27 protein-coding genes are annotated in these 25,464 nt (G+C 71.1%); 7 read left to right on the top strand and 20 right to left on the bottom strand.

Annotated elements, in window-relative coordinates; translation table 11 throughout:
* Positions 1-25 precede the first annotated feature (25 nt).
* The 6 genes from OG736_RS36860 to OG736_RS36835 form a co-directional block, all read right to left on the bottom strand.
* Positions 26-946, bottom strand: coding sequence for a VOC family protein (locus OG736_RS36860; RefSeq protein WP_327186269.1), 921 nt, complete (start codon positions 944-946; stop codon positions 26-28).
* Between the two features lie 109 nt (positions 947-1,055).
* Positions 1,056-1,964 carry a LysR family transcriptional regulator gene (locus tag OG736_RS36855; protein ID WP_327186268.1) on the bottom strand — a complete coding sequence of 303 codons (909 nt, stop codon included), beginning with the start codon at positions 1,962-1,964 and terminating at the stop codon, positions 1,056-1,058.
* A gap of 102 nt (positions 1,965-2,066) precedes the next feature.
* Positions 2,067-3,020 (bottom strand): sugar ABC transporter substrate-binding protein, encoded by a 954-nt coding sequence (locus tag OG736_RS36850; protein ID WP_327186267.1) that lies wholly within the window; start codon positions 3,018-3,020, stop codon positions 2,067-2,069.
* Between the two features lie 41 nt (positions 3,021-3,061).
* Positions 3,062-4,084, bottom strand: a complete 1,023-nt coding sequence (locus OG736_RS36845) for an ABC transporter permease (protein WP_327186266.1) — start codon at positions 4,082-4,084, stop codon at positions 3,062-3,064.
* Positions 4,081-5,568: a sugar ABC transporter ATP-binding protein gene (locus tag OG736_RS36840; protein ID WP_327186265.1), complete on the bottom strand. Its 1,488-nt coding sequence runs from the start codon at positions 5,566-5,568 to the stop codon at positions 4,081-4,083. Before OG736_RS36840 ends, OG736_RS36845 begins: the two co-directional genes overlap by 4 nt.
* Complete coding sequence (locus tag OG736_RS36835) at positions 5,565-6,122, bottom strand: carboxymuconolactone decarboxylase family protein (protein WP_327187813.1); 558 nt, start codon at positions 6,120-6,122, stop codon at positions 5,565-5,567. Before OG736_RS36835 ends, OG736_RS36840 begins: the two co-directional genes overlap by 4 nt.
* A 203-nt stretch (positions 6,123-6,325) precedes the next feature.
* Between OG736_RS36835 and OG736_RS36830 the strand changes: the two genes are divergently transcribed.
* Entirely contained in the window at positions 6,326-6,739 is a 414-nt protein-coding gene (locus OG736_RS36830) for a cupin domain-containing protein (RefSeq protein WP_267023361.1), read from the top strand.
* A 15-nt stretch (positions 6,740-6,754) separates the two neighbouring features.
* Here OG736_RS36830 and OG736_RS36825 read toward each other — a convergent pair whose 3' ends face one another.
* The 8 genes from OG736_RS36825 to OG736_RS36790 form a co-directional block, all read right to left on the bottom strand.
* On the bottom strand, positions 6,755-7,543 hold the full coding sequence (locus tag OG736_RS36825; protein WP_327186264.1) for an alpha/beta fold hydrolase: 789 nt from the start codon (positions 7,541-7,543) through the stop codon (positions 6,755-6,757).
* Positions 7,544-7,639: 96 nt separating this feature from the next.
* Positions 7,640-8,965 carry an MFS transporter gene (locus tag OG736_RS36820; protein WP_327186263.1) on the bottom strand — a complete coding sequence of 442 codons (1,326 nt, stop codon included), beginning with the start codon at positions 8,963-8,965 and terminating at the stop codon, positions 7,640-7,642.
* A gap of 193 nt (positions 8,966-9,158) precedes the next feature.
* On the bottom strand, positions 9,159-10,109 hold the full coding sequence (locus OG736_RS36815; RefSeq protein WP_327186262.1) for a catechol 2,3-dioxygenase: 951 nt from the start codon (positions 10,107-10,109) through the stop codon (positions 9,159-9,161).
* Positions 10,106-11,218, bottom strand: coding sequence for a 4-oxalomesaconate tautomerase (locus OG736_RS36810; protein ID WP_327186261.1), 1,113 nt, complete (start codon positions 11,216-11,218; stop codon positions 10,106-10,108). The genes OG736_RS36815 and OG736_RS36810 overlap by 4 nt, the downstream gene beginning before the upstream one ends.
* Entirely contained in the window at positions 11,215-11,919 is a 705-nt protein-coding gene (locus OG736_RS36805) for a 4-carboxy-4-hydroxy-2-oxoadipate aldolase/oxaloacetate decarboxylase (protein WP_327186260.1), read from the bottom strand. The genes OG736_RS36810 and OG736_RS36805 overlap by 4 nt, the downstream gene beginning before the upstream one ends.
* Positions 11,916-12,668, bottom strand: a complete 753-nt coding sequence (locus tag OG736_RS36800) for a PIG-L deacetylase family protein (RefSeq protein ID WP_020127396.1) — start codon at positions 12,666-12,668, stop codon at positions 11,916-11,918. Before OG736_RS36800 ends, OG736_RS36805 begins: the two co-directional genes overlap by 4 nt.
* Before the next feature lie 49 nt (positions 12,669-12,717).
* Entirely contained in the window at positions 12,718-13,368 is a 651-nt protein-coding gene (locus tag OG736_RS36795; protein ID WP_020127395.1) for a GntR family transcriptional regulator, read from the bottom strand.
* 138 nt (positions 13,369-13,506) lie between these two features.
* On the bottom strand, positions 13,507-14,019 hold the full coding sequence (locus OG736_RS36790; protein ID WP_327186259.1) for a hypothetical protein: 513 nt from the start codon (positions 14,017-14,019) through the stop codon (positions 13,507-13,509).
* Positions 14,020-14,141: 122 nt separating this feature from the next.
* Between OG736_RS36790 and OG736_RS36785 the strand changes: the two genes are divergently transcribed.
* On the top strand, positions 14,142-14,516 hold the full coding sequence (locus tag OG736_RS36785) for a cupin domain-containing protein (protein ID WP_327186258.1): 375 nt from the start codon (positions 14,142-14,144) through the stop codon (positions 14,514-14,516).
* Here the strand turns inward: OG736_RS36785 and OG736_RS36780 are convergent.
* Positions 14,506-15,552 carry a LacI family DNA-binding transcriptional regulator gene (locus OG736_RS36780; RefSeq protein WP_327186257.1) on the bottom strand — a complete coding sequence of 349 codons (1,047 nt, stop codon included), beginning with the start codon at positions 15,550-15,552 and terminating at the stop codon, positions 14,506-14,508. The genes OG736_RS36785 and OG736_RS36780 overlap by 11 nt on opposite strands.
* Before the next feature lie 129 nt (positions 15,553-15,681).
* Between OG736_RS36780 and OG736_RS36775 the strand changes: the two genes are divergently transcribed.
* Together OG736_RS36775 and OG736_RS36770 are read left to right on the top strand one after the other, a co-directional pair.
* Positions 15,682-16,839, top strand: a complete 1,158-nt coding sequence (locus tag OG736_RS36775) for a Gfo/Idh/MocA family protein (RefSeq protein WP_327187812.1) — start codon at positions 15,682-15,684, stop codon at positions 16,837-16,839.
* Between the two features lie 148 nt (positions 16,840-16,987).
* Positions 16,988-17,656, top strand: coding sequence for a hypothetical protein (locus OG736_RS36770; protein ID WP_327186256.1), 669 nt, complete (start codon positions 16,988-16,990; stop codon positions 17,654-17,656).
* Positions 17,657-17,693: 37 nt separating this feature from the next.
* On the opposite strand, the gene OG736_RS36765 is transcribed toward OG736_RS36770, so the two are convergent.
* Complete coding sequence (locus OG736_RS36765) at positions 17,694-18,728, bottom strand: LacI family DNA-binding transcriptional regulator (protein WP_327186255.1); 1,035 nt, start codon at positions 18,726-18,728, stop codon at positions 17,694-17,696.
* 118 nt (positions 18,729-18,846) lie between these two features.
* Here OG736_RS36765 and OG736_RS36760 point away from each other — a divergent pair, with 118 nt between their 5' ends.
* From OG736_RS36760 to OG736_RS36750, 3 genes are all read left to right on the top strand, one after another.
* A complete protein-coding gene (locus tag OG736_RS36760) occupies positions 18,847-20,013 on the top strand; it encodes a phytanoyl-CoA dioxygenase family protein (RefSeq protein ID WP_327186254.1) in 1,167 nt (388 codons plus the stop codon).
* A gap of 15 nt (positions 20,014-20,028) precedes the next feature.
* Positions 20,029-20,805 carry an SDR family oxidoreductase gene (locus OG736_RS36755; RefSeq protein ID WP_327186253.1) on the top strand — a complete coding sequence of 259 codons (777 nt, stop codon included), beginning with the start codon at positions 20,029-20,031 and terminating at the stop codon, positions 20,803-20,805.
* Between the two features lie 143 nt (positions 20,806-20,948).
* On the top strand, positions 20,949-21,953 hold the full coding sequence (locus tag OG736_RS36750) for a Gfo/Idh/MocA family protein (protein WP_327186252.1): 1,005 nt from the start codon (positions 20,949-20,951) through the stop codon (positions 21,951-21,953).
* Positions 21,954-22,015: 62 nt separating this feature from the next.
* Here the strand turns inward: OG736_RS36750 and OG736_RS36745 are convergent, their stop codons facing one another.
* The 4 genes from OG736_RS36745 to OG736_RS36730 all read right to left on the bottom strand — a co-directional run bounded on the left by OG736_RS36745 (position 22,016) and on the right by OG736_RS36730 (position 25,462).
* On the bottom strand, positions 22,016-22,189 hold the full coding sequence (locus OG736_RS36745) for a hypothetical protein (RefSeq protein ID WP_314219758.1): 174 nt from the start codon (positions 22,187-22,189) through the stop codon (positions 22,016-22,018).
* Positions 22,190-22,240: 51 nt separating this feature from the next.
* A complete protein-coding gene (locus OG736_RS36740) occupies positions 22,241-23,491 on the bottom strand; it encodes a serine hydrolase domain-containing protein (protein ID WP_327186251.1) in 1,251 nt (416 codons plus the stop codon).
* Between the two features lie 152 nt (positions 23,492-23,643).
* On the bottom strand, positions 23,644-24,546 hold the full coding sequence (locus OG736_RS36735; RefSeq protein WP_327186250.1) for a sugar phosphate isomerase/epimerase family protein: 903 nt from the start codon (positions 24,544-24,546) through the stop codon (positions 23,644-23,646).
* 1 nt (position 24,547) lies between these two features.
* A complete protein-coding gene (locus OG736_RS36730) occupies positions 24,548-25,462 on the bottom strand; it encodes an ATP-binding cassette domain-containing protein (protein ID WP_327186249.1) in 915 nt (304 codons plus the stop codon).
* Positions 25,463-25,464 lie beyond the last annotated feature (2 nt).

The raw sequence follows: 25,464 nt of genomic DNA, 5'->3' as shown, positions 1-25,464 counted from the left end.
GGAGAGTCGATGAGGCTGAAGCGGCTCAGGAGGCGGTGGTGGCGTCCTGGTCGCGGTTCGTGCGCAGCGCCCAGATGTGATGCGGCGGGGTGGTCTCGTGGACGCGGGTCTCGTAGGTGTCGTCGACGCGGTCCATGTCGGCGGCGTACTCGACGCGGCCCCCGCACGGGGCGTGCAGGAAGCGGAAGACGTTGGAGCCGACGGTGTGGCGGCCGAGCCGGCGGGCCTCCCGCCAGCCCTTCTCGATCATGTGGTTGCCGCCTTCTACGACGTCGTCGAAGCCGGGCACCTCGTAGGCGACGTGGTTGACGCCGACCCGGTCCGGGCGGTGGCACAGCAGCATGGTGTGCTGGTCGTCGTCGCCCGGGGCCTGCATGAAGACGCCCATCGGCTCCACGATGTCGGTCGGCCGGAAGCCGAGGACGTCGGTGTAGAAGGCGACGGCCTCGTCCTTGCCCGCCTTGGCGATGTTCAGCGCCACGTGACACATGCGCAGCGGGTACGCGCGCGTGAGCGGCTCCAGTGCGGTGTTCCACCGGTGGACGCCGCCCGTCGCGTTGGCGGGACGGGCGGCGACGGTGACCGGTCTGGGCCGGGCGAGGGCGAGGCCCACGCCGAAGCCGCTGAGGTCGACGGTGTGGAAGACGCCGTCGGCGCTCTCGCGCACCGCGCGCCGGCGGCCGGCGGCCGCGGCCAGGCGGGCGAGCTCCTCCGGGGTGTCGACGCCCCAGACGACCTCGCGCAGGGTCGGTCCGTCCTCCACCGGCGGGGGCAGCAGGGGGCTCGGGGCGGTGTCGAGGTGAAGGGTCTGCCCGGTGCGGGTCTCGAACACGGCGTGTTCTTCGGTCCGCTCCAGCAGGAACAGGCCGAAGTCCTCGAAGAACCGGACGCATTCGTCCAGGTCGTCGATGCCGTAGGTGACCGATTCGATTCTCTGGATTCCCATGGATTCCTCGTTTCCGGGTCGCCTGGTGAGCGTAGGTTTGGGGTGGCCGAGGCCTCAATGGCCCCGGCTCTACCAAATGCGCAACTCTTGGTTGCGCCTGCCGTCAGGGCTACCGGATCGCGGGAATCGGGTTCTGCGAGAACCATTCGGAGAGAAAGTCCAGGAACACGCTGATCTTGCGCGGGGTGTCCTGTCCGGGGCCGTAGATGGCGTACAGCGGGCGGTCGGGTACGGCGAGTTCCGGCAGCAGTACCTGGAGGGCGCCGGAGACGAGGTCGTCGTAGGCCGGGCGCTGCGGGAGCAGGGCGATGCCCCGGCCGTGCACGGCGGCCTTCTGGAGGGCCAGGTAGGAGTTGGACGAGAAGGCGATGTTGCGGATCTTGTGCAGGGTGCTGGCGTGGCCGTGGCCGATGCGCCAGACCGGGTCGTTGACGTGCACCAGGCAGTCGTGGCCCGCGATGTCGTTGGGATGCGCGAGACCGCCCTGGCGTTCGATGTAGTCCGCCGAGCCGCACAGCACGAACGGCAGGGAGGAGATCTTCTTCAGACGGACGCTGGAATCGCGGAGGTCGCGGGTATGGAAAGCGACGTCGAATCCGCTGTCCAGGAAATCGTAGGTGCGGTCGGACATGCCGCCGAGTTCGAAGCGAACCTGAATCTTCGGATGGGCCGCGGAAAATGCGGCGATGGCGTCGCCCAGGTCCAGGCTGCCTATCCATTTCGGGCAGATGATGCTGAGGGTGCCTTCGGCCCGGTCGTGCGAGTCGGCGAGTGCCGCGTCCTGCGCGTCGATCTCTTCGAGGATGCGGGCGGCGAATTCCGCGTACCTCAGCCCCGGCTCGGTGAGGCTCACCGAGCGGGCGGTGCGGTTGACCAGGCGGACCCCCACCTGACGTTCCAGCTCGGCCACGTGCCGTGACACCAGTGACCCGGAGGAGCCCAGTTTCTTGGCGGCCCCGTTGAAGCTTCCGGCCTGAGCGACAGTGACGAAACTGTGCATCAGCAGCAAGCGGTCCATGTTTCCTCCGATTGCGGCTCCCGCCCGCGGCGTCGAGAACGGGAGCATTCCTGCGGCTCGGGACAACCGGGCGCCGACAGGCACCGCTTCCCGGTGGGGCCCTCACTTCGGGCAGTACTGGGGTGCCTCGCTCAGGTTGTCCTCGGTGACCAACAGAAGAGGAATGTTGGCAATCTTGTCAACCTTTTCCTCGCCAAGGAGCCCGACGGCGTTCTTCACGGCCGTCTCGCCGATCGTCTTCGCCGAGTTCGCGACAGTGGCCGAGAACTCGCCGTTCTTGACGGCGGCCAGGCCCTCGTCGGTCCCGTTCACGGTGACGATCTTGACGTCCTTCGCGCCGGCGGCGTCGAACGCCTTGCGCACGGCGAAGGCCATCTCCTCGTTGGCGACGAACGCGTAGTCCAGGTCGGGATTGGCCTGGATCATGTTCTCCGCCACGTCCTGGGCCTTCGCGGGATTGAACATGCCCGGCTGGTTGGCGACGACCTCGGCCGTGGCCGGGAGAGCGGCCTTGAAGCCGCCCACCAGCAGGTCCGAGGCCGCACCCGGAGCCCCGGCCACGATGCCGACCTGGACCGGCTTCGTGCCCGCGTCCTGGGCGATCCAGCCCGCGTCGAGGCTGCCGACCTTCTTGAGGTCGACGACGGCCGCGCCGAGGATGTCGTCGGCGTCGCCGGTGGACACGGAGGTCAGATAGATCGGTATGCCCGAGGCCTTCGCCTTGGCGATGTCGCCCTTGAGCGCGTCGACGTTGACCGTCTGCACGATCAGCGCGCTCACGTCACGGGAGATCATGTCCTCGATGTTGGACAGCTCGGTCCCGGCGTTCTGGTGGGAGTTGGCCGTGTAGACCTTCGCTCCCGCGGTCTTCGCCTGGCCCTCGACGGCTTTCTGCAGACAGCTGTGGAAGTTGGTGTCGCCACCGTTGACGAAGCCGAGGGAGACGCTGTCGGTACTGCCACTGCCGCTGTCGCCGTTGCCGCAGCCGGTCAGCACCAGGGTGGAGCCGGTGAGGGTGGCGAACAGTGCCCTGCGCGAACGGGCGGAGAGTCTCATGGGAAACGCCTTTCAGGACGAGGCATGAACGAGCGGGAAGGTCAGTGACGCGCCGAGCCCGAGCGGGCCTTGTGCATCTCGTTGGCGATGGCCGCGACGAGCAGCACGGCGCCGACGGAGACCGGCTGGTAGTTGCTGGAGAAGTCCAGGAGGTTCAGTGCGTTGGCCACCACGCCGAGCAGCACCAGGCCGAGAGCGGTGCCGATGACGGTGCCGTGCCCGCCGGCCAGCGAGGTGCCGCCGATGACCACCGCGGCGACCACGGCCAGCTGGAGCGAGAGGCCGGCGGTGCCGCCGGGGCTGGAGGAGCCGAGGCGGGACAGCAGCATCAGGCCGGCGAGTCCGGAGAGGGTGCCGGTGAGGCCGTACAGGGTGAGCTTGCGGGCGGTGACGTCGATGCCGCTGAGGCGGGCCACGTGCTCGTTGCCGCCGATGGCGAAGGCGTCCCGGCCGAACACCGTGAACCGCATGACGAGCGCCGTCGCGATCAACACCAGGACGGCGACGATCAGCAGATACGGCACCCCCAGCACCTTGTCGTTGCCGAGGGCGAACATCCGGGTGCCGATGGAGATGGTGGAGCCGTCGTGGACCAGCAGCGCGACGCCGTCGAGCAGGGTGGCCGAGGCCAGCGTCACGACGAACGGTGCCACGTTGGTGAAGGTCACCACCAGCCCGTTGACGAGTCCGATGGCGGTGCCGAGCAGCAGTGCGACGACGACGGCGTAGCCGGTGGGCTGGCCGTCGGCGAGCAGTTTCGCCGACACGGCGGCCGTGACGGCGACGTTGCTGCCCATGGAGAAGTCCATGCCGCCCGCGGTCATCAACAGGGTGAGCCCCGCGGCGAGTACGGCGTTGACGCTGACCTGGCTGAGGATGTTGACGATGTTGCGGTCGGTGGCGAACGTCTCGCTCTGCGCGGCGGTGAACACCACGACGAGGACGAGCACGGCGATCAGACCGGCGTGCGGCAGATCGCGCACCTTGCCCAGGGCGAGACGGGACTTGGGCGCCTCGGGCGGGTCGGACACGCCTGCGGCATCGGTAAGTGTCTTGACGCTCACTGCGGTTGTCCTCCGAGGGCCGTGGCGACGAGTTCGTCGCGGGTGATGGCGGTGATGTCGTGTTCGGCGACCGTGCGGCCGGCGCTCACGACGACGACCCGGTCGGCGAGCCGCATGACCTCCTCGGCGGAGGAGGAGGCGAGCAGTACCGCCACTCCCCGGGAGGCGAGGTCGTCGAGGAGGGTGTGGATGTCGGCCATGGCCGCGATGTCCACGCCGTTGGTGGGGTCCTCCAGGAAGCACGCGGCCGGTGAGGTCTCCAGCCACTTCCCGAGCAGCACCTTCTGCTGGTTGCCGCCCGACAGTGCGCTGACCGGCGGGTTCCCGGCCAAGGCTCTGACTCCGTAGCTGTGGCGCAACGGGGCCGCCCGGCGGGCCAGTTGACCGCGTCGGTGCAGTCGGCGGCGCGCGAACCGGTCGTCGGCGAGCATCAGGTTCTCGTCCAGCGACATACCGGGGACCAGGCCCAGGGAGCGGCGGTCGCCGGTGACACAGCGCAGACCGCTGGCGAGCGAGGCCGGGACCCGGCCGAAGGGCACGGCGCGGCCGTCGACGTGCAGGTCGCCGCTCTCCGGGCGCTGCCGTCCGGACAGCAGGTCGAACAGCCGGGACTGGGCGTCCCCGGCGGGCCCGAGGACGGCGACGATCTCGCCCCTGCGTACCTCGACGGTGAAGTCCCGGATGGCCCGGCCCTGACTCAACCCCCTTACCGCGAGGCCGACTTCGTCCTTCGGCGCGGGGCGTTCGGGTCGGGTGGAGACGACGTCCCGGCCGACCATGGCGCGCACCAGTCCCGCGTCGTCCAGCTCGGCGGCGGGCGCGCTCGTCACGACGGCTCCGTCCCGCAGCACCGTGAGGCGGTCGGCGACTGCCATGACCTCGTCGATGTAGTGCGAGATGTAGACGACGGCGACGCCCTCGTCGCGCAGGGTGCGCACCAGGGCGCGGATCCGGTGGGCGTCCTTGGCGCTCAGACACGCGGTCGGCTCGTCCAGGATCAGGACCCGGCCGCCGCGCCGGACCTCGCGGGCCACCTCCACCATGGTCTGCTCGGCGACGGTGAGCGAACCGGCGGCGCGCTCCACGTCGATGGCGATGCCCAGGGCGGCGAGGGCCGCGCGGGCCTCCTCCCGGACCGCCTTCCACCGCACGGCGCGCCCTCGTGTGGGCAGGTCGCCGAGCAGGATGTTCTCGGCGACGCTGAGGCCCATCGCCAGCTCGCGGCGCTGCGGCACCGAGGAGATGCCCAGCCTGCGCGCCCTGCGCACACTCAGCCCGTGCTGCTCCTGCCCGTCGACCTCGATCGTGCCGGCGTCGGCCTGGTGGACGCCGGACAGCACCTGCACGAGGGTCGACTTGCCGGCGCCGTTCATGCCCATCAGGGCGTGCACCTCGCCGGGGTACAGGTCGAGGTCGACGCCCTTCAGCGCGGCCGCCCCGCCGAAGCTCTTGGTGACGCCCCGGGCGCGCAGTACGGCGGTCACGGCCGGTCGCCCTCGGGGGCCACACGTCCGTAGCCGCGGATGTCCGGGAAGGGGGGCTCCTTGTCGGCCTGGAGGTCCACCTGGAAGGTGTTCAGGCACATGCCGAGCATGGTGAAGTTGCCGAGCGCGCCGATGGTGTCCACCAGGCCCTTGGAGCCGAAGTGCTCCAGTGCCGCCGCGAAGGTGGCGTCGGTGACGAAGTGCTCGTCGAGGATCTCCCGGCAGAACCGGTAGAAGACCTGGTCCGCCTCGTTGTCGAAGACCGCCTCGCGCTTCTCGGCGATCGCCTTCACGGCGGCCTCCGGGATGCCGGCCTCGACCGCCTGGTGCACATGGGCGTTCCAGGAGTACTGGGCGTCCCAGTTGCGGGCGGCCATCAGCAGCGTCAGCTCGCGCAGGTGTGTGGGCAGCGAGCAGTCGAAGCGGGCGAACGCGCCGAGCGACTCGGCCCGTTCGCACATCTCCGGGCTGTGCAGCCAGACCCGGAAGGGACCGCGCACCGCGCCACGGCGGCCGGCGATCCGCGCGGCCAGCTCCTGCTGCCGCGCATCCATTTCCTCTTCGTTGAGAACGGGGAGCCTCATCCGGCCGATACCTGCCTTTTCTTTCCGGCGCATTACGGGCACGGGTCGTGAATCCGTGCGGTGCCAGGTGAAGGTACAGCCGTGTCCGAGAAGCTCACCCACCTCGGAGCGCAACGTAAAACTGCACGCCGGAGGCCCCCCATTCGCCGGGCGGCGACCTAACGTCGTCCGACATGACCACCATCATCAAGGCCGCGTCCGTCCCGTTGCTCGACCGCGGCGGCGCGGTCGTGACGACACCGCTCGTCACCACCGCGTCGGCGAACGGGGAGAACCGGATCACCAGCGGGATGAGCGTCTACCCCGTCGGTTCCGGGGCCCCGCTGCACTCGCACAACTGCGACGAGCACGTGACGATCCTCGAGGGCGAGGCGGAGGTGTGGGTGGACGGCGAGGTGACGAAGCTGGAGCGGTTCGACACCACGTACGTGCCGTCGCCGATCCCCCACCTGTTCCGCAACATCGGCGACCGCCCGCTGCGGATCCTGTGGGTGTACTCCTCGGGCCATGTGACGCGCACGTTCACCGAGACCGGCCGGACGGTGGAACACCTGTCGGCACAGGACCAGATGGGCTCCGACGACTGAGCGCGGCCCGGGCCGTCAGCGCACCGACGCCGTGGCCGCCTCCGCGATGACCGCGGCGACCGCGGCCGGCTGCTCGACGAGCAGGAGGTGCCCGGCGTCGGGCACCGTGACCATGCGCACGCGCGGGCAGGCCTCGAGGCCCTGCCGCTCGTCGGCCGTCAGGCCGATCCCGTCGCGGTCGCCGCGCACCACCCAGGCGGGCACCCCGGACCCGCACAGCCTCGGTACCAGCGACGGATACCGGTCCAGGTACGCGTAGTAGCCCCGGACGATCCGGCGACAGGCCGCCGGGTCGTTGCCGCCCATGACCGCCGCCAGCGCTTCGGCGCGGTGCGGCGGCATTTCGCGTTTCATGGACCGCGGCAGCAGCGTGATCATGGCCTTCCAGGCCGCGGCACCGACCCCGGGCACCCGGCCCAGGGCGTTCAGCACGGTCAGGAACCTGGCCTCGTCGCCCCGCGAGAAGGTCGGCGACAGCAGCACCAGCGGTCCCGTGAACAGGCCCTGCGCGGCCATCTCCAGTGCCACGTTCGCGCCGAGGCTGTGCCCGACGACCGCGTCGCACCCGGCGTCGGCGGCGAAGTCGGCCATCAGCCGGGCGTAGTGCTCCATGGACACGTCCTCGGGCGCCTCGGTGCGGCCGAAGCCCGGCTGGGTCGCCGCGACCATGGCCAGACCCGCCACCGCCGGCTCGGCCATGACGTCCGCGTAGAACTCGGTCGTGCACAGGCCGCCCGGAATCAACAGCACCCGGTGCGGGGCGTTCGTCGCGCCCGCCCGGCGGACCTCCCAGCGCTCACCCATACCTCGAGCGTGCAGCCGGACACCGGCCCCCGCACCTCGTGCGGTGGCCGGCGTCCGTCCTTGCCCCCGGTGGCAGCCGTGCGCCTGTGCGCTCGCTCAGTGGGCGCCCACCAGCTCCTGGTCGGCGCCGCGCGGGGTCTGCCGGGAGCTGCGCAGCGCGGCGACGCCGATGAAGACCATGGACGACAGGCCGGCGATCGCGAACGCGGTGAAGCCCCAGTCGCCCTGGTTCGAGGCGAGCAGCTGGCCGCCCAGCCACGGGCCGAAGACGGCGCCGAAGCGGCCCATGCCGGAGGTCCAGCCGACGGCGGTGGCCCGGTTGTCCGCGTGGGAGCGGATGGAGACCGTCGCGTAGATCATCGTCTGGGCGCTGTTGAGGAAGACGCCGGTGAAGAAGACGACGATCATCGTCACGGTCATCGGCATGTGGACGCTGAGCAGGAACACGCCGGCGGCGGTCAGCGCGAACCAGACGGCGGAGATGCGCGGGGCGCCGAACCGGTCGGCGGCGCGCCCGGCGACCAGCATGCCCACGATGCCGCCGAGGTTAAAGACGACCACGAAGGACAGGGCCGAGCCCAGCTCGTAGCCCTCGGCGCGCATCAGGGTGGGCAGCCAGGTGGCGACGCCGTAGACGAGGAGGAGACCGCCGAAGGAGGCCAGCCAGTACAGCAGGGTCTGGGTCCACTCGCCGCCGCGGAAGAGGTCCTTCAGCGCGTTCCAGCGGTCGGCCGCGCCCTGCTTGCCGGACTTGTCGGCGGGCAGCTCGACGTCGTAGCGGGTGGCCAGCTCGCGGGCCTCGTCGGCGCGGCCCTTGGCGACGAGGAAGCTCAGCGACTCGGGCAGCAGCTTGGCGAGCACCGGGGCGAAGAGCAGCGGGAGCACGCACACCCAGAACGCGGCGCGCCAGCCGACCGGGTCGATGAGCCACTTGGCGACGTAGGCGGAGAGGATGCCGCCGGCGTGGTGGGCGGTCATCAGCAGGCCGATGATGATGGCGCCGCGGCCCCGCGGGGCGTAGTCGGAGACCATGCTGATCGCGGTGGGCAGCAGGCCGCCGAGGCCGACGCCCGCCAGGGTCCGGCCGAGGCCGAAGACCTCGACGCTGCCCGCCGTCGCGCACACGCCGGAGGCGAGCGAGAAGAGGATCACGCAGCCGACCATCAGCTTCTTGCGCCCGATCCGGTCGGCGACGGTGCCCGCCGTCAGGGCGCCGATCAGCATGCCGAAGGTGGCGTAGCTGCCGAGGTCACCGGCCGTGTCCGGGGTGAGGCCGAAGGTCTTCGTCTCCAGCAGGTGCGGCAGCACCGAGCCGTAGATGAACATGTCGAGGCCGTCGAAGAGCACGGCCAGCCAGCACAGACCGACGACCAGGAGGGCCAGTCTGCTGCCGCGGGCGGACAGCACGGGGGAGGAGGACATCGTTGTTTTCCTCTCGTCCAGGGGGCGTTCCCTGGAGGGGACGAGTGAAGAGGGCCGGCGCGGCTCGTGCGGCTGACCCGGTGTGCGCAAGACGCTAAGGATCAGCCCGAAGAGAGTCAACACTTTTGTCAACAATCTCATCGACAATCAGTCGACCCGCTGGTCCGACGCCCTGCGCACCCGAAGAACGGACTCAGCTCACGGGCGGTGTGCCGTGCGTGTGGAACGACTCGATCGTCCGCAGACCCCAGGCCTGCCCCTTCTTGCGCTCTTCCTCGGTCCAGGTGACCAGCGGCCAGTCGGGGGCCAGGACGAGGCGCGTGAGCGGGTTGCACAGCTCGATGCGGTTGCCCCCGGGCTCGTAGACGTACAGGAAGAACGTCTGCTGGATGGCGTGCTTGTGCGGGCCCGTCTCGATGAACACGCCCGAGTCGATCGCGAGATCGGCGGCGCGCAGGATGTCCTCACGGGTGTCCGTCGCGAACGCGATGTGGTGCAGCCGCCCGGAACTGCCGGTCCAGTCCGAGGTGTAGACGACGTCGTACGACTTGTTCGTGTACGTCAGCCAGCGCGCCGCGATCTTCCCCGTGTCGAGCCTGATCTGCTCGGTGGGGCGGGCGCCCAGCAGGTTCTGCTGGAACTCGGAGTTGGCGAGCACGTCGGCGGCGAGGAAGTTGATGTGGTCCAGGCGCCGTACGCCCACACCCCGGTTGGGCTTGGCCTGCGGCTGGTTCTTCAGGGCCGGCTTCAGCTCGTCGGGGGCCCGGTAGTGCTCGCTCTCCCAGTACAGGGCGTGCTCGTGGCCGTCCGGGTCGGTGGTGACGTACAGCTTGCCGAGGCCGGGCTCGTCCTCGACCCAGTGGCCGGTGCCGCCCGCCGCCTCGACGGCCGCGACCCGGCGCTGGAGGGCCTCCTCGCCGGAGGTGCGCAGGGCCAGCCGACCGAGGCCGGGCTGCTCGCGGGCGGTGAGCACCAGGCTGTGGTGCTCGTAGTCGTCGAAGGTCCGCAGGTAGACCGTGTCGCCGTCCTGCCCGTTGACGGTGAGCCCGAGGTAGTCCGTGAAGAAGCCGACACTGGCGTCCAGGTCCGGGGTGAAGAGTTGGGCATGGCCGATGTGGGCGATGTCGCCGAGCGGCGGAGTCATCGTTGACCTCCAAGGGAGCGGGGAGAGAGGGGAGCCGTCTCGGCGGACCTGGGGAAGACGGTGCCGTCGAAGATCTTCCGGGCCGTACGCACCACGGCGGTGCGGCGGGCGCGGGGCAGACCGTCGGGGGTTGACCCGAGGCTACTTTCGATGTCCAGGAATCCCGTGGGATGTTCTATGCGAATTCGGTCACTGCCGGCGTCGATCCTCGCCAGCTCGGCCCCCACGCTGCCTTCGATCCGCAGGCCGGCCGCGACGCTGGCCGCGCCGAGCACCCCGATCGAGGGGTGGCAGCGCACAGGAATGAAGGTGCGCGTGGTGACCGCGCCGTCGCCGCGAGGCGCGGCGACCAGCGTGAGCTTGGGCACGGTGGTGTCCGAGACGTCGCCGAGGCCCATCAGCCGGCCCGCCGCCAGACGGATCGTCCGCAGGCGATCGGCGAGCGCGACGTCCTCCTCCAGATCCCTGGGCAGCTCGTAGCCGGTGACCTTGACGGAGGTGGCCTCGATGAGCACCGTCGGCATCCCGTTGTCCACGCAGGTCACCGCCACACCGTCGATCTCGTCGCGGACGTTGCCGGTGGGCAGCAGCGTGCCGGTGCCCGGCGGGAACTCGATCACCACGGGCGCGGCCGTACCCGGCACCCCGGAGATCTCGGCGGCGCCGGTGTAGTCCACGCGACCGCCCGGCGTCGGGAAGGTCGCCGTCGCGTAGTCGTCGGAGTTCACCATGCGGATACGGACGGCGGTCTCCTCCTCCCCCGCTGCGACGAGCCCGCGCTCCACGGCGAACGGGCCGACACCGGCGAGGATGTTGCCGCAGTTCTGACGGTCGCTCACCTCAGGCCGGTCCACGGCGACCTGGAGGAAGAGGTAGTCGACGTCGGCGTGCGGGTCGGCCGACGGCGACACCACGGCCACCTTGCTGGTGAGCGGGTGCGCGCCGCCCAGGCCGTCGATCTGGCGGGCGTCCGGACTGCCCATGACACGCAGCAACAGCTCGTCGCGCAGGGCCGGTTCGGCGGGGAGATCGTCGGCGAGGAAGTACGCGCCCTTGGAGGTGCCGCCCCGCATCAGCAGGCAGGGCAGCTCCTCGGGCACGAAGGTCACGACGACTCCCCCGTGTACGCGTCGTACGTCTTGTACTCGACGCCGAGCCGCTTCAGGGTATCCCTCAACCCGTAGCGGTCCAGGCCGAGTTCGCCGTCGAGGAAGGCGGCGCGGGAGCGGGCCTCCTTGGCCTCGCGGGCCTCGGACGCCGCCACGGTGGCACGGGCGCGCTCGCGCGGGACGACCACCACACCGTCGTCGTCGGCGAGGATCACGTCGCCCGGACGGATCACCTGGCCGTCGATCGCGATCGGTACGTTGACCGAACCGCCGGTGGCCTTCACGGTGCCCTGCGAGGAGACGGCCCGCGACCAGGCCGCGAAACCCATGTCCCGCAGCTCCTGGGTGTCGCGGATGCCCGCGTTGGTGATCACGCCGCGCACCCCGCGCCGCTGGAGCGCGGTCGCGAAGAGCTCGCCGAACATGCCGTCGGTGGACGGGGAGGTGGTGGTGACGACCAGGATGTCGCCCTCGCCGCACTGCTCGACGGCTGCGTGGATCATGAGGTTGTCGCCGGGCCAGCTGAGCACGGTCACGGCGGTGCCGGCGACCCGTACGCCCTGCTGGATCGGGCGGATCTCCGGGCTCAGCAGGCCGGTCCGGCCCAACGCCTCGCCGACCGTGGCCACGCCGAAGCCGGCCAGCGCGTCGACGTCCTGCAGCTCCGCCTTCGGCGGGTCGGTGACGATCACGCCGCTCATGACAGCTCCTTGGCGATCTGCGGGTAGGGACGCATGTACGCCTCGGCCATGGTCTTGTGCGCGAGGCCCAGGTTCGGTCCCGCGTTGCGCTTGAGCTGGACGCCCCGGCGCACGGCGAGGTCGGTGTAGTAGTCCCACAGGTGCTGCTGGGCGCCGAGGCACTCCATGGCCTTGCGCTTGGTGTCCCACACCTCGGTGATGTCGAGCAGCACCTCGGGCTTGAAGCCGCTCATCTCCGGCTGGTGCGGCTCGAAGTAGAAGACCGGCGGCGCGCCGATGATCTCGCCCTCGCCCGGGTAGCCGATGGCCTGGGCGAGGACCCTGGCCTCCAGCGCCATGCGGTTGGCGGCCGGGTGGTCGCCGTTGTACGGGTCCTCGGTGGGGTGGGTGAGCACCACGTCCGGCTGGGTGTCCCGGTAGACGGCGACGAGCCGGTCGGTCAGCTCGGCGGTGGCCACCAGCGGGTAGTCGCCGGCGTCGAAGAAGCGGACCTCGGCGCCCAGGGTGGCGGCGGCGCGCTCGGCCTCGTCCCGGCGTATCGCCTTGATCTCGTCCAGCTTCCTGCCCTCGCGCCACGCCTTGGCGGACTCGCCGCGCTCGCCGAAGGTCAGGCACGCGATGGTGACCTTCTCCCCGCGGGAGGCGGCCAGGGCGATGGCGCCGCCCGCCCGCCACACGAAGTCGCCGGCGTGCGCGGTGACGACGAGGGTCGATCGTGGTGGGCTGGCGGGCGCGTTGGCCTGGGTCATTCTCAGATCTCCTTGGTGACAGGTGGGCGCCCGCCCCGCGCAGCCGTGATCAGTCGCGCAGCGCCTCGATCACGCTGGTGAGGTGGGCGCGGACGGCCGTCTCGGCCGCCTGGGGGTCCCTGGCCCGGATCGCTTCGATCATGGTCAGGTGCTCGTTCAGGGATTGCTGCGGCCTGCCCGGCCTCAGCGCCAACTGGAAGCGGTGGCGCACCAGTTGGGCGTTGAGCCGCTCCAGCAGCTCCTGCGCGGTCTGCTGGCCGGAGAACTCCCGGATGCGCACGTGCAGTTCGTGGTTCAGGTCGGAGTAGGTGACCGGCTCGCCGTCGGCGACGGCCTTGGTCATGGCCGTGCCGAGGTCGGTCAGCTCGATCAGCTGGTCGTCGCTGGCCGCGACGGCCGCCTTCGAAGCGCAGAGCCCTTCGAGAACCATGCGGCACTCGGTGATGGCGACCGCTTCGTCCACGGTCACCACCCGCACCCGCGACCCGCGGTTGCGGATCCGTTCGACGAGCCCTTGGGACTCCAGATCGATGAGCGCCGCGCGGATGCTGGCCCGCGTCACACCGAACTGCTCGGCGAGCTCGTTCTCCACCAGCCGCTGGGCCGGTGCCATCTCGCCGTGCAGGATCGCCTGCCGCAGCTGCGCGAGCGCATGCTGTTTGGCCTGCTCCCCGGTGCTCGGACGGGCTTCTTTCGGCATGGTTGCCCTCCCTGAGTGAGTGCCTGTCGAACCTAAATCTAGCGAAACAAGATTGTCAACAATTTTGTCCGCCGTATTGCGCGCGTGCTTCCGCCGCGTCATGTTCCCACTGGACGGGCCGGCGCAGGACGGTGCGGGCTACTTGATCAACGCGTTCGCCACGACCACGATCACGCCGAGCAGCGCGTCGACCGCCCCGATCAGCACCGCGACGGCCCAACGGCGGCGCGACCAGCGGGCGGTGACCAGGCCGAGGGCGAACAACAGGGCGATGTTCAGGGTGAACGCGGCGTACTCCACCCCGCTCGCCGGCCACCAGCCCCAGCCGGCGCCCGCGAGGATCAGCACGGTTGGCAGCACGGCCGCCACGAGCGGCCACTCCTCGACGAGCGTGCGCAGCGCGTCCCCTCGGCGGTGCGCACCCCGCTCGGCGATGTAGTGGGCGTAGCCGTGCGCGAGCGCCGAGGCGAACGCGGTCACCAGCAGCCAGGCGGCGTCGTAGCGGCGGCTGTCCCGGGAGGTGTGCCCGTACTGGCTGAGCGCGGCGACCATCGAACTCGCGAGCACCGCGCCGTAGACACCGCCGAAGAGGAGAGCCTCACGCGTGTCGTGCCGGTGCGGCTCGCGGGCCGGCACGGTGTCGTCCGCCATGGGCACCACGATCACCCCGCCGCGCACGGGCCGCCAGTCGTGACGAAGTGTCCTCCCACCTGGGCCGACAGCCCACACAGTGTCCACGCCCGGCGGACGTACGGCCTCGCTAGGGTCGCCTCATGAGCACCGACAGCGGCACCGACAGCCCTCCGCCCCACAGCTTCGTCGTCCACATCCCCGACGCCGGCCTCGAGCCCGATCCGCTCGATCCGCGGCAGATCGTCGCCGGGACCCCCGAGGTGACCGGCAAGGTGGTGTGGGAGTCGGCGGACGGCCGGCAGGTCAGGGGGATCTGGCAGATCACCCCGGGCGTCGTCACCGACACCGAGGCGGACGAGCTGTTCGTGGTGATCAGCGGGTCGGCGACGATCGAGGTCGAGGGCGGTCCCACCCTGACGGTCGGTCCGGGCGACATGGCGGTGCTGCGCGAGGGCGACCGGACGACCTGGACGGTCCACGAGACGCTGCGGAAGGCCTACGCGATCACACTGTGACCGCGGGCGGGCGCGCCGTCGTCCCCCGGACCTCCAGGACCGGCGGGGTCAGCTGCAACCGTCCCTCCCCGCCCGGCTGTTCGAGCCGGTCGAGCAGACAGCGGGCGGCACGGCGGCCGACCTCGTGGCCGGCGCCGTCGACGGTCGTGAGCCACACATGGCGCAGCCGGGAGATGCCTGTGTTGTCGTAGCCGACCACGGACAGGTCGCGCGGCACGCGCAGGCCCAGTTCCTCGGCCGCCGACAGCACCCCCACCGCCGTCATGTCGTTGACGGCGAACACGGCCGTGGGCCGGTCGGCGCGGGCGAGCAGCCGCACCGTGGCCCGGTAGCCGCCCTCCTCGGTCATGTCCCCCGCCTCGACCAGCGCCGCACGGTCCGCTCCCGCCGCGCGCATGGTGGCCTCGAAGCCGCGCCGGCGCAGGTCGGCGACGGCACCGTAGCCCGCCAGGTGGGCGATGCGGCGATGGCCGAGTCCGACGAGGTGCTCGGTGACCAGGCGGGCGCCGCGTTCGTCGTCGTTCGCCACCAGGTCCACCCCGGCCGGCACCGGCTCCCGGGCCGCCGCGACCACGACCGGCATCCGGGCGGCGACGGCCTCCAGGGCCGCCGGGTCGGGCAGCGTGCCGACCACGACCAGCCCGTCCGCTCCGAGGTCGAGGAAGGGCCCGGCCGGGTCCTGGCCGACACGCCGGTGCAGCCGCGCGTCGGCCAGCAGCATGTGCAGGCCGCTCGCGTGCAGCAGGGAGTTGAGGCCGTCCAGGAGGTCCACGTACCAGGGGTTGCGCAGGTCGTGCAGCAGGACGCCGACCATGGGGTTCCCCCCGCCCGGGCGCGGCCGGGAGTCGGGCACGGTGCGCCGCTCACCGAGACTGCGGGCTGCCTCGTTGGGCCGGTAGCCCAGCTCGCGCACGGCCCGCAGGACGGCCTCCCGCTTCTCTGCACGCACCTGGTCGGAGCCGCGCAGCACCAGCGAGACCAGCGACTTGGACACTCCGGCCCGGTCGGCGACGTCACGGATGGTCGGTGGTCTCATGATTGGACCGTTCCATGTGCCGCACCGGTTGTCAAAGGGCCTGGATACCCTTGACACCCTGGGGAGAGGGCCCGCAGGGTGGCTTGGTCAGTGGATGGAGCGGTCCAAGGAAGGGCTGTGGTGACTGCCATGGTGGATGCGCTGGGAGTGGCCGTCGTCGGGTTCGGCTGGATGGGCCGCGTGCACACCCAGGCGTACGCGCGCGTGCGGCACCACTACCCGCGGCTGGCGCTGCGGCCGGAACTGGTGAGCGTCGCCGAGGAGGTGCCCGGCCGGGCCGACGAGGCCGCGGAGCAGTTCGGCTTCGCCTCCGCCACGCGGGACTGGCGCGAGGTGGCGGCCGACCCACGGGTACGGGCCGTCAGCATCACCGCGCCGAACTTCCTGCACCGCGAGATCGGTGTCGCGATGGCGGAAGCCGGCAAACACATCTGGATCGAGAAGCCGGTGGGCCTGACTCCCCCGGACGCCCGGGCGGTGGCGGACGCGGTGGCCGAGGCGGGCGTGCAGGGCGCGGTCGGCTTCAACTACCGCAACGCGCCCGCCGTGGAAGCCGCCCGCGACCTGATCGCCTCCGGTGAGCTCGGCACGGTCACCCACGTCCGCATCCGCCTCTTCAGCGACTACGCGGCCCACCCCGACGGCGCCCTGACCTGGCGGTACGAACGGGAGCGGGGCGGCAGCGGAGTGCTGGGCGACCTGGCCTCGCACGGCGTCGACCTGGCCCGTTTCCTGCTCGGCGACATCACGTCCCTGACGGCCGACACGGCGGTCTTCGTCCCCGAGCGGGCCCGCCCGACGGGGGCGACGGCGGGCCACAGCCTTTCCGTCGGCGGCGAACTCGGCCCGGTCGAGAACGAGGACTACGTCAACTGCCTGCTCCGCTTCGCCTCCGGCGCCCGGGGCGTCCTGGAGGCCTGCCGGGTCTCGGTCGGCGAGCAGAACAACTACGGCTTCGAGGTGCACGGCACCGAGGGCGCCGTGTTCTGGGACTTCCGGCGGATGAACGAGCTCGGCGTCAGCCGCGGCACCACGTACCAGGACCAACCCGTCAGCACGGTGTACGTCGGCCCGGGCGACGGCGAGTTCGGCGCCTTCCAGCCGGGAGCGGCGAACGCCATGGGGTACGACGACCTCAAGGTGGTGGAGGCCTATCGCTTCCTGCGCTCGATCACCGAGGGCACCCCCTACGGGGCGACGCTCGCGGACGCGGTGCACAGCGCGACCGTGCTGGAGGCGATGACACGCTCCGCGGAGACCGGCTCCTGGGTGGACGTGCACCCGTAGAGGTGGCGACAGGACCACCCCCGATCCGGTTCCCAGGCCCAGGGACGGCGCTCCCCGGGAACGGCAGGCTTCAGGAGTCGGCGAACGCGGTCACGAACCCGCGGACGCCGGCACCGAATCCGCCACACCGAGAACTCGGGGGACCCTCATGTCCGAAGTCATCGCCCGCCGTCTGACCGGCCTCGCCGCCCTCGTCGCCGCGGTCGCGCTCATCGTCCAGGTGCCGCTCTACTTCGTCCACGACGGCCCGCCGCCGGACGGCAACGTCCTGTCCCGGCTGCTCATCGGGATCGTCGCGTTGGCCTCCCTGGTCGTGTTCGTGACGGCGTTCCGCGAACTGGTCGGCCGGGTCAGTCCCGCCCACGCCTGGGCCGGCTCCCTCGCCTTCGCCACGGGCCTCGTCTACGCCACGGTCACCCTGGTCTCGATGGGCCTCGAGGCCGGCGCGGTCATCGCCGTCGACCACCCGATCGACCCGACCATCGACGTCAGTGGCACCTACATCCTCTACGGGTCGATCTCCAAGCTGATGCTGGCGCTCTTCCTGACCGCGCTGGGACAGGCCGTCAACCGCGCGCGTCTGCTGCCGCGCTGGACCGGCCGCTCGGCCTACGCCCTGGCCGGGGTCAACCTGGCCTTCGTGCCCTCCCTGTTCTTCGGCAACGACCCGGCGTTCTTCTACGCGGCGAACGGCTGGGGCACGACCGCCCTGCTGGGGGCCTTCCTCAGCTACTGGCTGCTGGCCCTGGGCGTCTGCGTCTACCGCAGCGCGGCACGCGTCGCACCGGCGGCCGGGACACCGGCACCACAGCACTGACCCGCCCGCGAGGCCCGCGCCCAGGGTGGCAGCCGCGTCAGCCGGCAGCCGCCCGGGGCGGCATGTTGTACGGGGTGACCACCTGGATCGCCGACGGCAACGGGGGCCCGGCCGACGGCAGCGCGCCGTGCGCCCGCATCACGGTGTGGCAGGCCTCGCGCACGTCGCGGCGCAGGTCGTGGTGGAGGACGGCGGACAGCCGGTGCCCGCGCAGCAGCCGGGTGTTGTCGTGGTCGAGGTCGTGCGCGACGAACACGTCGCACTCACGGCCGAGGTCGGCGAAGGCGCGCAGGGTGGCGTCGTTGCCGCCGCCGATGGAGTAGACGGCGCGGATGTCCCGGTCGCGTTCCAGCGCGGCCCGGACCAGCTCGTACTGTGTGGCGTCCAGCCCCTGCCCCTCGGCGATCTCGACCAGCGTGCGCGCGGGATCGCGGGCCCGCATCACGCTGCGGAAGCCCATCTCGCGCTCCTCCTCGTTGCGGAAGAAGCCACTGCTCAGGCTGGTGAGCACATTGCCGGGGCGGTCACCGAGCCACTGGCCCATGAGGTAGGCGGCGGTGGCGCCGGCGGCCCGGTCGTCGATACCGACGTAGGCGAGGCGGGCGCTGGCCGGCAGATCCGTGACCAGGGTGACGACCGGGATCCCGGCGGCGACCAGCCGGCCGACGGCGGCGTTGGTCTCGGGCACGTCCGGCGCCTTGAGGATGACCCCCTGCGAGCCGCGCCGGGCTATCCGGTCGAGGGTGGCGACCTGCTCCTGGACCGGTCCGGTCTCCCGGAAGTGGAAGCGGGAGCGCAGCACGGCCGGGTGCAGGGACGGCAGCTCGGCCTCCAGGGCGGCCCGGACGGCGGTGCTGAACCGTTCCGGCGCCTGCATCACGATGTCGACCATGAAGGTGCGCCCGACGAGCCTGACCTGGGTGCGCTGCCGGTCCAGGTCGGCGATGGCGCGCCGGACCTCCTGCACGGTGGACTCCCGCACCCCTCCCCTGCCGTTCAGCACCCGGTCGACGGTGGCCTCGCTCAGACCCGCCTGACGTGCGATCTCCCGGATGGGGAAGGGGTGGCCCACGGAAAGATCCTCCGGGATCTGCTTGAGGGGTTTTTGATGGCCGCCTGCTGGTTGTTCGACGGGTTTGTCATGACAAGAATGGCAGCACTGAGCCGCCATTGCCATCGAAGGGACGACGATGTCCTTCACCTCCGTGCGAGGTCACGCCTGGCTGACCGAGCAGGACTGCGACCTCGACACCTTCCGCCCGCTCGTCGAACGCACCACCGACCTCGCCGACTTCCCGCACGCCTCGGCGGTGCAGGGGAACGTACTCGTCTACGACAGTGAGCGGCTGCGCGCCCCCGGAACGGACCGCGCGGTCCGCGCCGAGCTGGTGCGGGCGCTGAGCGACGGCCCCGGAGTCGTCGTATTCCGCGGGGCCTTCCCCGATCCGGCGGTCGTCGACCGGGCCACCGCCGTCTTCGACGCGCTCATCGCCGAGCAGCGCGCCTCGGGCGCGACCGCCGGTGACCACTTCGCGAGGCCCGGCGCCAACGACCGCGTCTGGAACGCCCTGGAGAAGGCCGCCCTGCGCGACCCGGAGGCGTTCGCCGACTACTACGCCAACGACATCCTGGCGCTGGTCCCGCGGGCCTGGCTCGGCCCGGGCTACCAGATGACGTCCCAGGTCAACGTGGTCAACCCGGGCGGCCGGGCGCAGAGCGTGCACCGCGACTACCACCTCGGCTTCCTCTCCGACGCGAAGGCCGCCGCCTACCCGGCGCACGTCCACCGGCTCTCCCCCGTGCTCACCCTCCAGGGCGCCGTCGCGCACTGCGACATGCCCGTGGAGTCCGGGCCCACGCTGTACCTGCCGTACTCACAGACGTACGAGCCCGGCTACCTGGCGTGGCGACGGCCAGAGTTCCAGGAGTACTTCGAGAAGAACCGGGTCCAACTGCCGCTGGCGAAGGGCGACGCCGCCTTCTTCAACCCGGCCGTCTTCCACGCCGCCGGCACCAACCGCACCACCGACGTACGCCGGATGGCCAACCTGCTCCAGGTCTCCTCGGCCTTCGGGCGCGCGATGGAGACCGTGGACCGGGAGGCGGTGGCGAACGCGGTCTACCCCGTTCTGCTGGAGCGCCGGGCGCAGGGCGTGGGCGAGGAGTGGCTGGAGCATGTCGTCGCCGCGAGCGCCGAGGGTTACCCGTTCCCCACCAACCTCGACAGCGACCCGCCCGTCGACGGCCTCGCCCCGCCCGCGCAGGCGGACCTCCTGCGGCGGGCGCTGCACGAGGAGTGGACCCCGCAGGCACTCCGGGACGAGCTGCGGGCCTGCGCCCTGCGGCGCACGAGCTGAAAGGACCTCCCCTCCATGGGACTTCTCGACGACAAGGTCGTCCTCGTCAACGGCGGCAGCCAGGGCGTCGGCGCGGCCATCGCCCGGGCCGCCGTCCGCGAGGGCGCCCTGGTCGCCGTCACCGGGCGACGGCCGGAGCCGGGCGAGGCGCTGGTGGCGGAGCTGACCGCCGCCGGCGGCAAGGCGCTCTTCGTCCGGGCCGACCTCACCGACGCCGGGCAGGCGAAGGGGGCCGTGGCCGAGACGGTGGCCTCCTACGGCCGTGTCGACTGCCTCGTGAACTCGGCGGGGCTGACCTCCCGGGGCACGCTGCTCGACACCACGCCCGAGCTGTTCGACCAGCACATCGCGATCAACCTGAAGGCGCCGTTCTTCGCCATGCAGGCGGCCGTCGCGGACATGCTGGCCCGCGAGGCGCCCGGCACGGTCGTCAACATCATCACCTCTTCGGCCCATGGCGGTCAGCCGTTTCTCGCGCCGTACGTCGCCGCGAAGGCCGGCCTGGTCGGCCTGACCCGCAACGCGGCGCACGCGCACCGCTTCGACCGGGTCCGGATCAACGGCCTCAACATCGGCTGGACGGCCACCGAGGGCGAGGACGCGACACAGAAGGCCTTCCACGGCGCCGGGGACGACTGGCGCGAGCAGGCCGCCGCACGACTGCCGATGGGCAAGCTGGGCCAGCCGGACGAGATCGCCGACTTCGTGGTGTTCCTGCTCTCCGAGCGGTCGGGCGTGGTCACCGGATCAGTGATCGACTGGGACCAGAACGTGCTCGGCGGGCTGGACTGAACATCTCGACCCACCCAGGCATCCGGAGCCCGCGTTCCGAGCCCGTCCGGCGATCGAGGACGAGCCCGAAGGGCGACGGGGCCCGGGGCAGAACCCCGGCAACAGACAGCAACCAAAAAACCACCAGGAAAGCAGCGGAGCGCATGCGCATCGGAATCCTCGGCCTCGGCCGCATCGGCGCCTTCCACGCCGAGACCCTCTCCGGACTCGACGCCGTCGGGTCGCTCGTCGTGGCCGACCCGTTCGCGGAGGCCGCCAAGAAGGCCGCCGAGCGCTTCGGCGCCGAGGTCGCGGACTCCCCCGAGGCCGTGCTGGCCGCCGGGGTGGACGGTGTCGTGGTCGCGGCGGCGACGGACGCCCACCCCGGCCTGATCCTGGCCGCCGTCGAGGCGGGCATCCCGGTCTTCTGCGAGAAGCCCGTCGCCAGGACCATGAGCGAGGGCGTCGAGGTCCTCGAGGCCGTGCGGGGCAGTGCCGTCCCCATCCAGATCGGCTACAACCGCCGCTTCGACGCGGGCTTCGTCGCCGCGCGGGCGGCCGTGACCTCGGGCGAGCTGGGCAAGCTGCACACGGTCCGCTCGACCACGCTCGACCCGGCCCCGCCGCCGGCCGCGTACGTCGCCGCCTCCGGGGGCATCTTCCGGGACTGTTCCGTGCACGACTTCGACATCATCCGCTGGGTCACCGGCCGCGAGGTGACGGAGGTGTACGCGGTCGGCGGCAACCGGGGCGCCGACTACATCAAGGAGACGGGCGACGCCGACACCACCGGCGCGATCCTCACCCTCGACGACGGCACGATCGCGGTGGTCTCCAACTCCCGTCACAACGCCCGGGGCTACGACGTCCGCATGGAGATCCACGGCTTCACGGACTCGATCGCCGTCGGCCTGGAGGACAAGCTGCCGCTGCGTTCGGTGGAGCCCGGGGTGACCTTCCCGGCCGGTACCCCGCACGACTTCTTCATGGACCGCTTCACCGCCGCCTACCGCGCCGAACTCACCGCGTTCACCGAGGTCGTGGCCGGAACCCGGCCCTCCCCCTGCACGATCGAGGACGCCCTGGAGGCGGGCTGGATCGCGGAGGCGTGCACGCTGTCCCTGCACGAGCACCGGCCGGTGACCATCGCGGAGGTCCGCGCCTCCTGAGCCTGGCGCATCCGCGCGTGAGGGCGACCGGGGAGCGGTGTTCCCCGGTCGCCCTCACCGGCTCACAGGCCGTAGCGGACCGCGAACTCGTCCGGGTCGTAGGCGTCCCGGGCCGGGTCACGCGGGGTGGCCGGCCGCTCCTCGACCATGTCCTGCGGGCGTACTCGCTCGGGCAGCGCGCCGAACCGGGCCCGGCGCCGGACCTCCGCGGTGCCGGCCTGCTCTTCCTCCTGCATCTCACCCTCCCCGTCCACGACTGCACACACCTGGTACCTGTCTGAACGTCCTCACCTCGCCGCTGGTTCCGCCGGCAGGTTGAAGACGTGGTCCGGGGAGATGATCGTGGTGATCGCGTCGCCGAACAGGGTGCTGGGTTCCTCGTTCTTGTAGTTGATGTCGGTGTTGAGCACGACGACGAGGGTCGTCCGTGCCGACGGCAGGTAGATGGTCAGGGACTCGTAGCCGGGCAGCGAGCCGTTGTGGCCGATCCAGCCCTGCACGTTGAAGATGCCGAGACCGTAGCCGGCGCCCGGAATGGGGGTCGGCGGGGTGATCAGGCGCTGCTTCTGGGTGGCCGGGCTGACCATCCGCTCACCGTCGGGCAGCACGCCCGTGGCCACGGTACGTGCCCAGATCCGCAGGTCCTCCAGCCGGGAGATCATCGCGCCGGCCGCCCAGCCCCAGGACGGGTTCCAGTCGGCGGAGTCCTCGACCTTCCCGGTCGCGGTCTGGTCCGTGTAGCCCTGGGAGTGCGGGGTCGGGAACTCGTTGCCGGTCGGGAACAGGGTGTGGTCCAGTCCGGCCGGGTCCAGGATGTGGTCCTGGATGTAGTCGTTGAGATGCGAGCCGCTCATCTGCTCGACGACCAGGCCGAGCAGGATCAGGTTGGTGTTGCAGTAGTAGAACTTCTCACCCGGCGGGAACAGCACGGGGTGCTTGAACGAGTAGTCGAGCAGCTGCTGCGGGGTGAACGGCCGCTGCGGGTCGGAGGTCAGCGCCTTGAAGAAGTCCTCGTCCGCCGAGTAGTTGAACAGTCCGCTGCGCATCCCGGCCAGCTGGCGCAGGGTGATCTTGTCGCCGTTCGGTACGCCGTCGATGTACTCGCCGATGGTGTCGTCGAGGCCGATCTTCCCCTCGTCGACCAGCTGGAGGACCGCGGTGACGGTGAACGTCTTGGTCTCGCTGCCGATGCGCATGTAGAGACCGGGGTCCATCTCCCGGCCGGTGCTCTTGTCGGCGACGCCGAAGGACTTCACGTACTCGCCCTTGCCGGGCGTCCAGATGCCGACGGACACGCCGGGGATGCCCGCCTGCTTCATGACCCGCTGTACGGCGTCGTCGACCTGCTGCTGTACGGCCGGGGTGAGTTCGACGACGCCGTCCCCGGACGAGGACGGCGAAGGCGGTTCGGTGCCGGTGGCGGCCGTGGCGGCCGTGGTCGGCACGGCCATCGCCCCGCCCGCGGCCGGCACCACCAGCGCCCCCACCGCGGCGGCGACGACGATCCCCCTGCGCAGTCGGATACACGAGTGTGTCATGGGCTCGCTCCCGTATGAGGAGGTTTCCGCCGCAGGCCACAGCCGCACCAGGGGGCACGGGCCGCATGCGGCCCATCACCACCACCATACGAGCGCGGACACGCCGCCGCCTGTCGGCGACGGCGCGACGCGCCCGGTGACCCGGTCCCGGGTCAGGCCCCGCAGGAGCGCAGGAACTTCCGGGTGCGCACCGCGATGGGCAGCGGCCGCTCCGGCTCGCACGGGTACATGTCCTGCTCCACGATCGCGAACAGCTCGACGCCGAGCCGCTGCGCCGCGATCAGGATCGGCTCCAGCTCCGGTACACCGGCGGGCGGTTCGCACATCACTCCGCGCTGCACGGCCGGGCCGAACGGCACCTCGTCCCTGACCACGTCGGCGAGGACCGCCGGGTCGACCTGCTTGAGGTGGAGGTAGCCGATGCGTTCGCCGTAGCTCTCGATCAGCTCGACGCTGTCCCCGCCGCAGTAGGCGTAGTGACCGGTGTCCAGGCAGAGGTTGACCAGTTCGCCGTCGGTGGAGTCCAGGAAGCGCTCGACGTGGTCCTCGGTGTCGAGGTGCGTGTCGGCGTGCGGATGGACGACGAGGTCCAGCCCGTACGTCTCCTTCACCTCGTGGCCCAGCCGCTCCATGCCCTTGGTGAGGTGGGCCCACTGTTCGCCCGTCAGCTCCGGCGGCTCCAGGATCTCGGCCGTCTTGTCGTCCCGCCAGAAGGACGGGATGACGACGAGATGCCGCGCGCCCATCGCCTGGGTGAGCGCGGCCACCTGGCTCACGTGCGCCCAGGTGGACTCCCAGACGGACGGGCCCCGGTGCATGCCGGTGAAGACCGTCCCGGCCGAGACGCGCAGCCCCCGCCGGGCCACCTCGTCGGTGAGACGGACCGGATCGGTCGGCAGATAGCCGTAGGGGCCGAGTTCGATCCAGGAGTAGCCGGCCTCGGCGACCTCGTCCAGGAACCGTTCCCAGGGCACCTGCCGGGGGTCGTCCGCGAACCACACGCCCCAGGAGTCGGGAGCCGAGCCGACCCGGATGCGGTCGAGAGCGTTCGCCATGTCAGGGCGTCCTCTCCCCGGGACTCGCCACAGGTGCGGTGAGGTCCTTCTCCTCCGGGAGCTCCTCTACGTCGACGCCCCGGACCTGCGCCAACTCGTGCTTGAGTGCGGCGAGTTCGGTGCCGCCGGCCATGTGGTTGGTGAGCTCTTCGAGGCTGACCTGGTCACGGGAGGCGGAGAGTTCCATGGTGCCCAGGCGCAGGACGCTGAAGTGGTCGCCGACCATGTAGGCGTGGTGGGGGTTGTGGGTGATGAAGATGACGCCGAGGCCGCGGTCGCGGGCGGCGGCGATGTACTTCAGCACCACGCCGGACTGCTTGACGCCGAGGGCGGCGGTGGGCTCGTCCAGGATGAGGACGCGGGCGCCGAAGTGGACGGCGCGGGCGATGGCGACGCACTGGCGCTGGCCGCCGGAGAGGGTGCCGATGGGCTGTTCGAGGTCGTCGAGGACGATGCCCATGTTGCGCAGTTCCTCGTCGGCGGTCCGCTTCATCTTCTCGATGTCGAGCCGGCGCACGGGCCAGGGGCCCTTGGTGAGTTCGGAGCCGAGGAAGAAGTTGCGCCACACCGGCATCAGCGGGACCGTCGCCAGGTCCTGGTAGACGGTGGCGATGCCCTTGTCGAGGGCCTCGCGCGGGGTGGAGAAGCGCACGGGGTGGCCGTCGACGAGGAACTCGCCCTCGGTGTGCTGGTGCAGCCCCGAGACGATCTTGATGAGCGTCGACTTGCCGGCGCCGTTGTCACCGAGGACACAGGTCACCTGGCCGGGCCGGACGGCGAGATCGACTCCGTGCAGGGCACGGATGTTGCCGTAGGACTTGCCCGCGTTGCGCAGTTCTACGAGTGGACTGTCACCGCCCTCGGGGGCGGTGTCCGCGAGGATGGCGCCGTGCGTGCCGGTTCCGTCGGTGGTCATTC

Origin of the sequence: Streptomyces sp. NBC_01334, from assembly GCF_035983595.1 — a bacterium.
Taxonomy (GTDB): domain Bacteria; phylum Actinomycetota; class Actinomycetes; order Streptomycetales; family Streptomycetaceae; genus Streptomyces; species Streptomyces coriariae.
This window is presented reverse-complemented; position numbering and strand designations above follow the sequence as displayed.

Coding starts and splice junctions, on each gene's coding strand:
- OG736_RS36860 (WP_327186269.1), bottom strand. CDS start 946: ATGGGAATCCAGAGAATCGAATCGGTCACCTACGGCATCGACGACCTG.
- OG736_RS36855 (WP_327186268.1), bottom strand. CDS start 1,964: ATGGACCGCTTGCTGCTGATGCACAGTTTCGTCACTGTCGCTCAGGCC.
- OG736_RS36850 (WP_327186267.1), bottom strand. CDS start 3,020: ATGAGACTCTCCGCCCGTTCGCGCAGGGCACTGTTCGCCACCCTCACC.
- OG736_RS36835 (WP_327187813.1), bottom strand. CDS start 6,122: ATGGATGCGCGGCAGCAGGAGCTGGCCGCGCGGATCGCCGGCCGCCGT.
- OG736_RS36830 (WP_267023361.1), top strand. CDS start 6,326: ATGACCACCATCATCAAGGCCGCGTCCGTCCCGTTGCTCGACCGCGGC.
- OG736_RS36825 (WP_327186264.1), bottom strand. CDS start 7,543: ATGGGTGAGCGCTGGGAGGTCCGCCGGGCGGGCGCGACGAACGCCCCG.
- OG736_RS36820 (WP_327186263.1), bottom strand. CDS start 8,965: ATGTCCTCCTCCCCCGTGCTGTCCGCCCGCGGCAGCAGACTGGCCCTC.
- OG736_RS36815 (WP_327186262.1), bottom strand. CDS start 10,109: ATGACTCCGCCGCTCGGCGACATCGCCCACATCGGCCATGCCCAACTC.
- OG736_RS36805 (WP_327186260.1), bottom strand. CDS start 11,919: ATGAGCGGCGTGATCGTCACCGACCCGCCGAAGGCGGAGCTGCAGGAC.
- OG736_RS36800 (WP_020127396.1), bottom strand. CDS start 12,668: ATGACCCAGGCCAACGCGCCCGCCAGCCCACCACGATCGACCCTCGTC.
- OG736_RS36795 (WP_020127395.1), bottom strand. CDS start 13,368: ATGCCGAAAGAAGCCCGTCCGAGCACCGGGGAGCAGGCCAAACAGCAT.
- OG736_RS36790 (WP_327186259.1), bottom strand. CDS start 14,019: ATGGCGGACGACACCGTGCCGGCCCGCGAGCCGCACCGGCACGACACG.
- OG736_RS36785 (WP_327186258.1), top strand. CDS start 14,142: ATGAGCACCGACAGCGGCACCGACAGCCCTCCGCCCCACAGCTTCGTC.
- OG736_RS36780 (WP_327186257.1), bottom strand. CDS start 15,552: ATGAGACCACCGACCATCCGTGACGTCGCCGACCGGGCCGGAGTGTCC.
- OG736_RS36775 (WP_327187812.1), top strand. CDS start 15,682: ATGGTGGATGCGCTGGGAGTGGCCGTCGTCGGGTTCGGCTGGATGGGC.
- OG736_RS36770 (WP_327186256.1), top strand. CDS start 16,988: ATGTCCGAAGTCATCGCCCGCCGTCTGACCGGCCTCGCCGCCCTCGTC.
- OG736_RS36760 (WP_327186254.1), top strand. CDS start 18,847: ATGTCCTTCACCTCCGTGCGAGGTCACGCCTGGCTGACCGAGCAGGAC.
- OG736_RS36755 (WP_327186253.1), top strand. CDS start 20,029: ATGGGACTTCTCGACGACAAGGTCGTCCTCGTCAACGGCGGCAGCCAG.
- OG736_RS36750 (WP_327186252.1), top strand. CDS start 20,949: ATGCGCATCGGAATCCTCGGCCTCGGCCGCATCGGCGCCTTCCACGCC.
- OG736_RS36745 (WP_314219758.1), bottom strand. CDS start 22,189: ATGCAGGAGGAAGAGCAGGCCGGCACCGCGGAGGTCCGGCGCCGGGCC.
- OG736_RS36740 (WP_327186251.1), bottom strand. CDS start 23,491: ATGACACACTCGTGTATCCGACTGCGCAGGGGGATCGTCGTCGCCGCC.
- OG736_RS36735 (WP_327186250.1), bottom strand. CDS start 24,546: ATGGCGAACGCTCTCGACCGCATCCGGGTCGGCTCGGCTCCCGACTCC.
- OG736_RS36730 (WP_327186249.1), bottom strand. CDS start 25,462: ATGACCACCGACGGAACCGGCACGCACGGCGCCATCCTCGCGGACACC.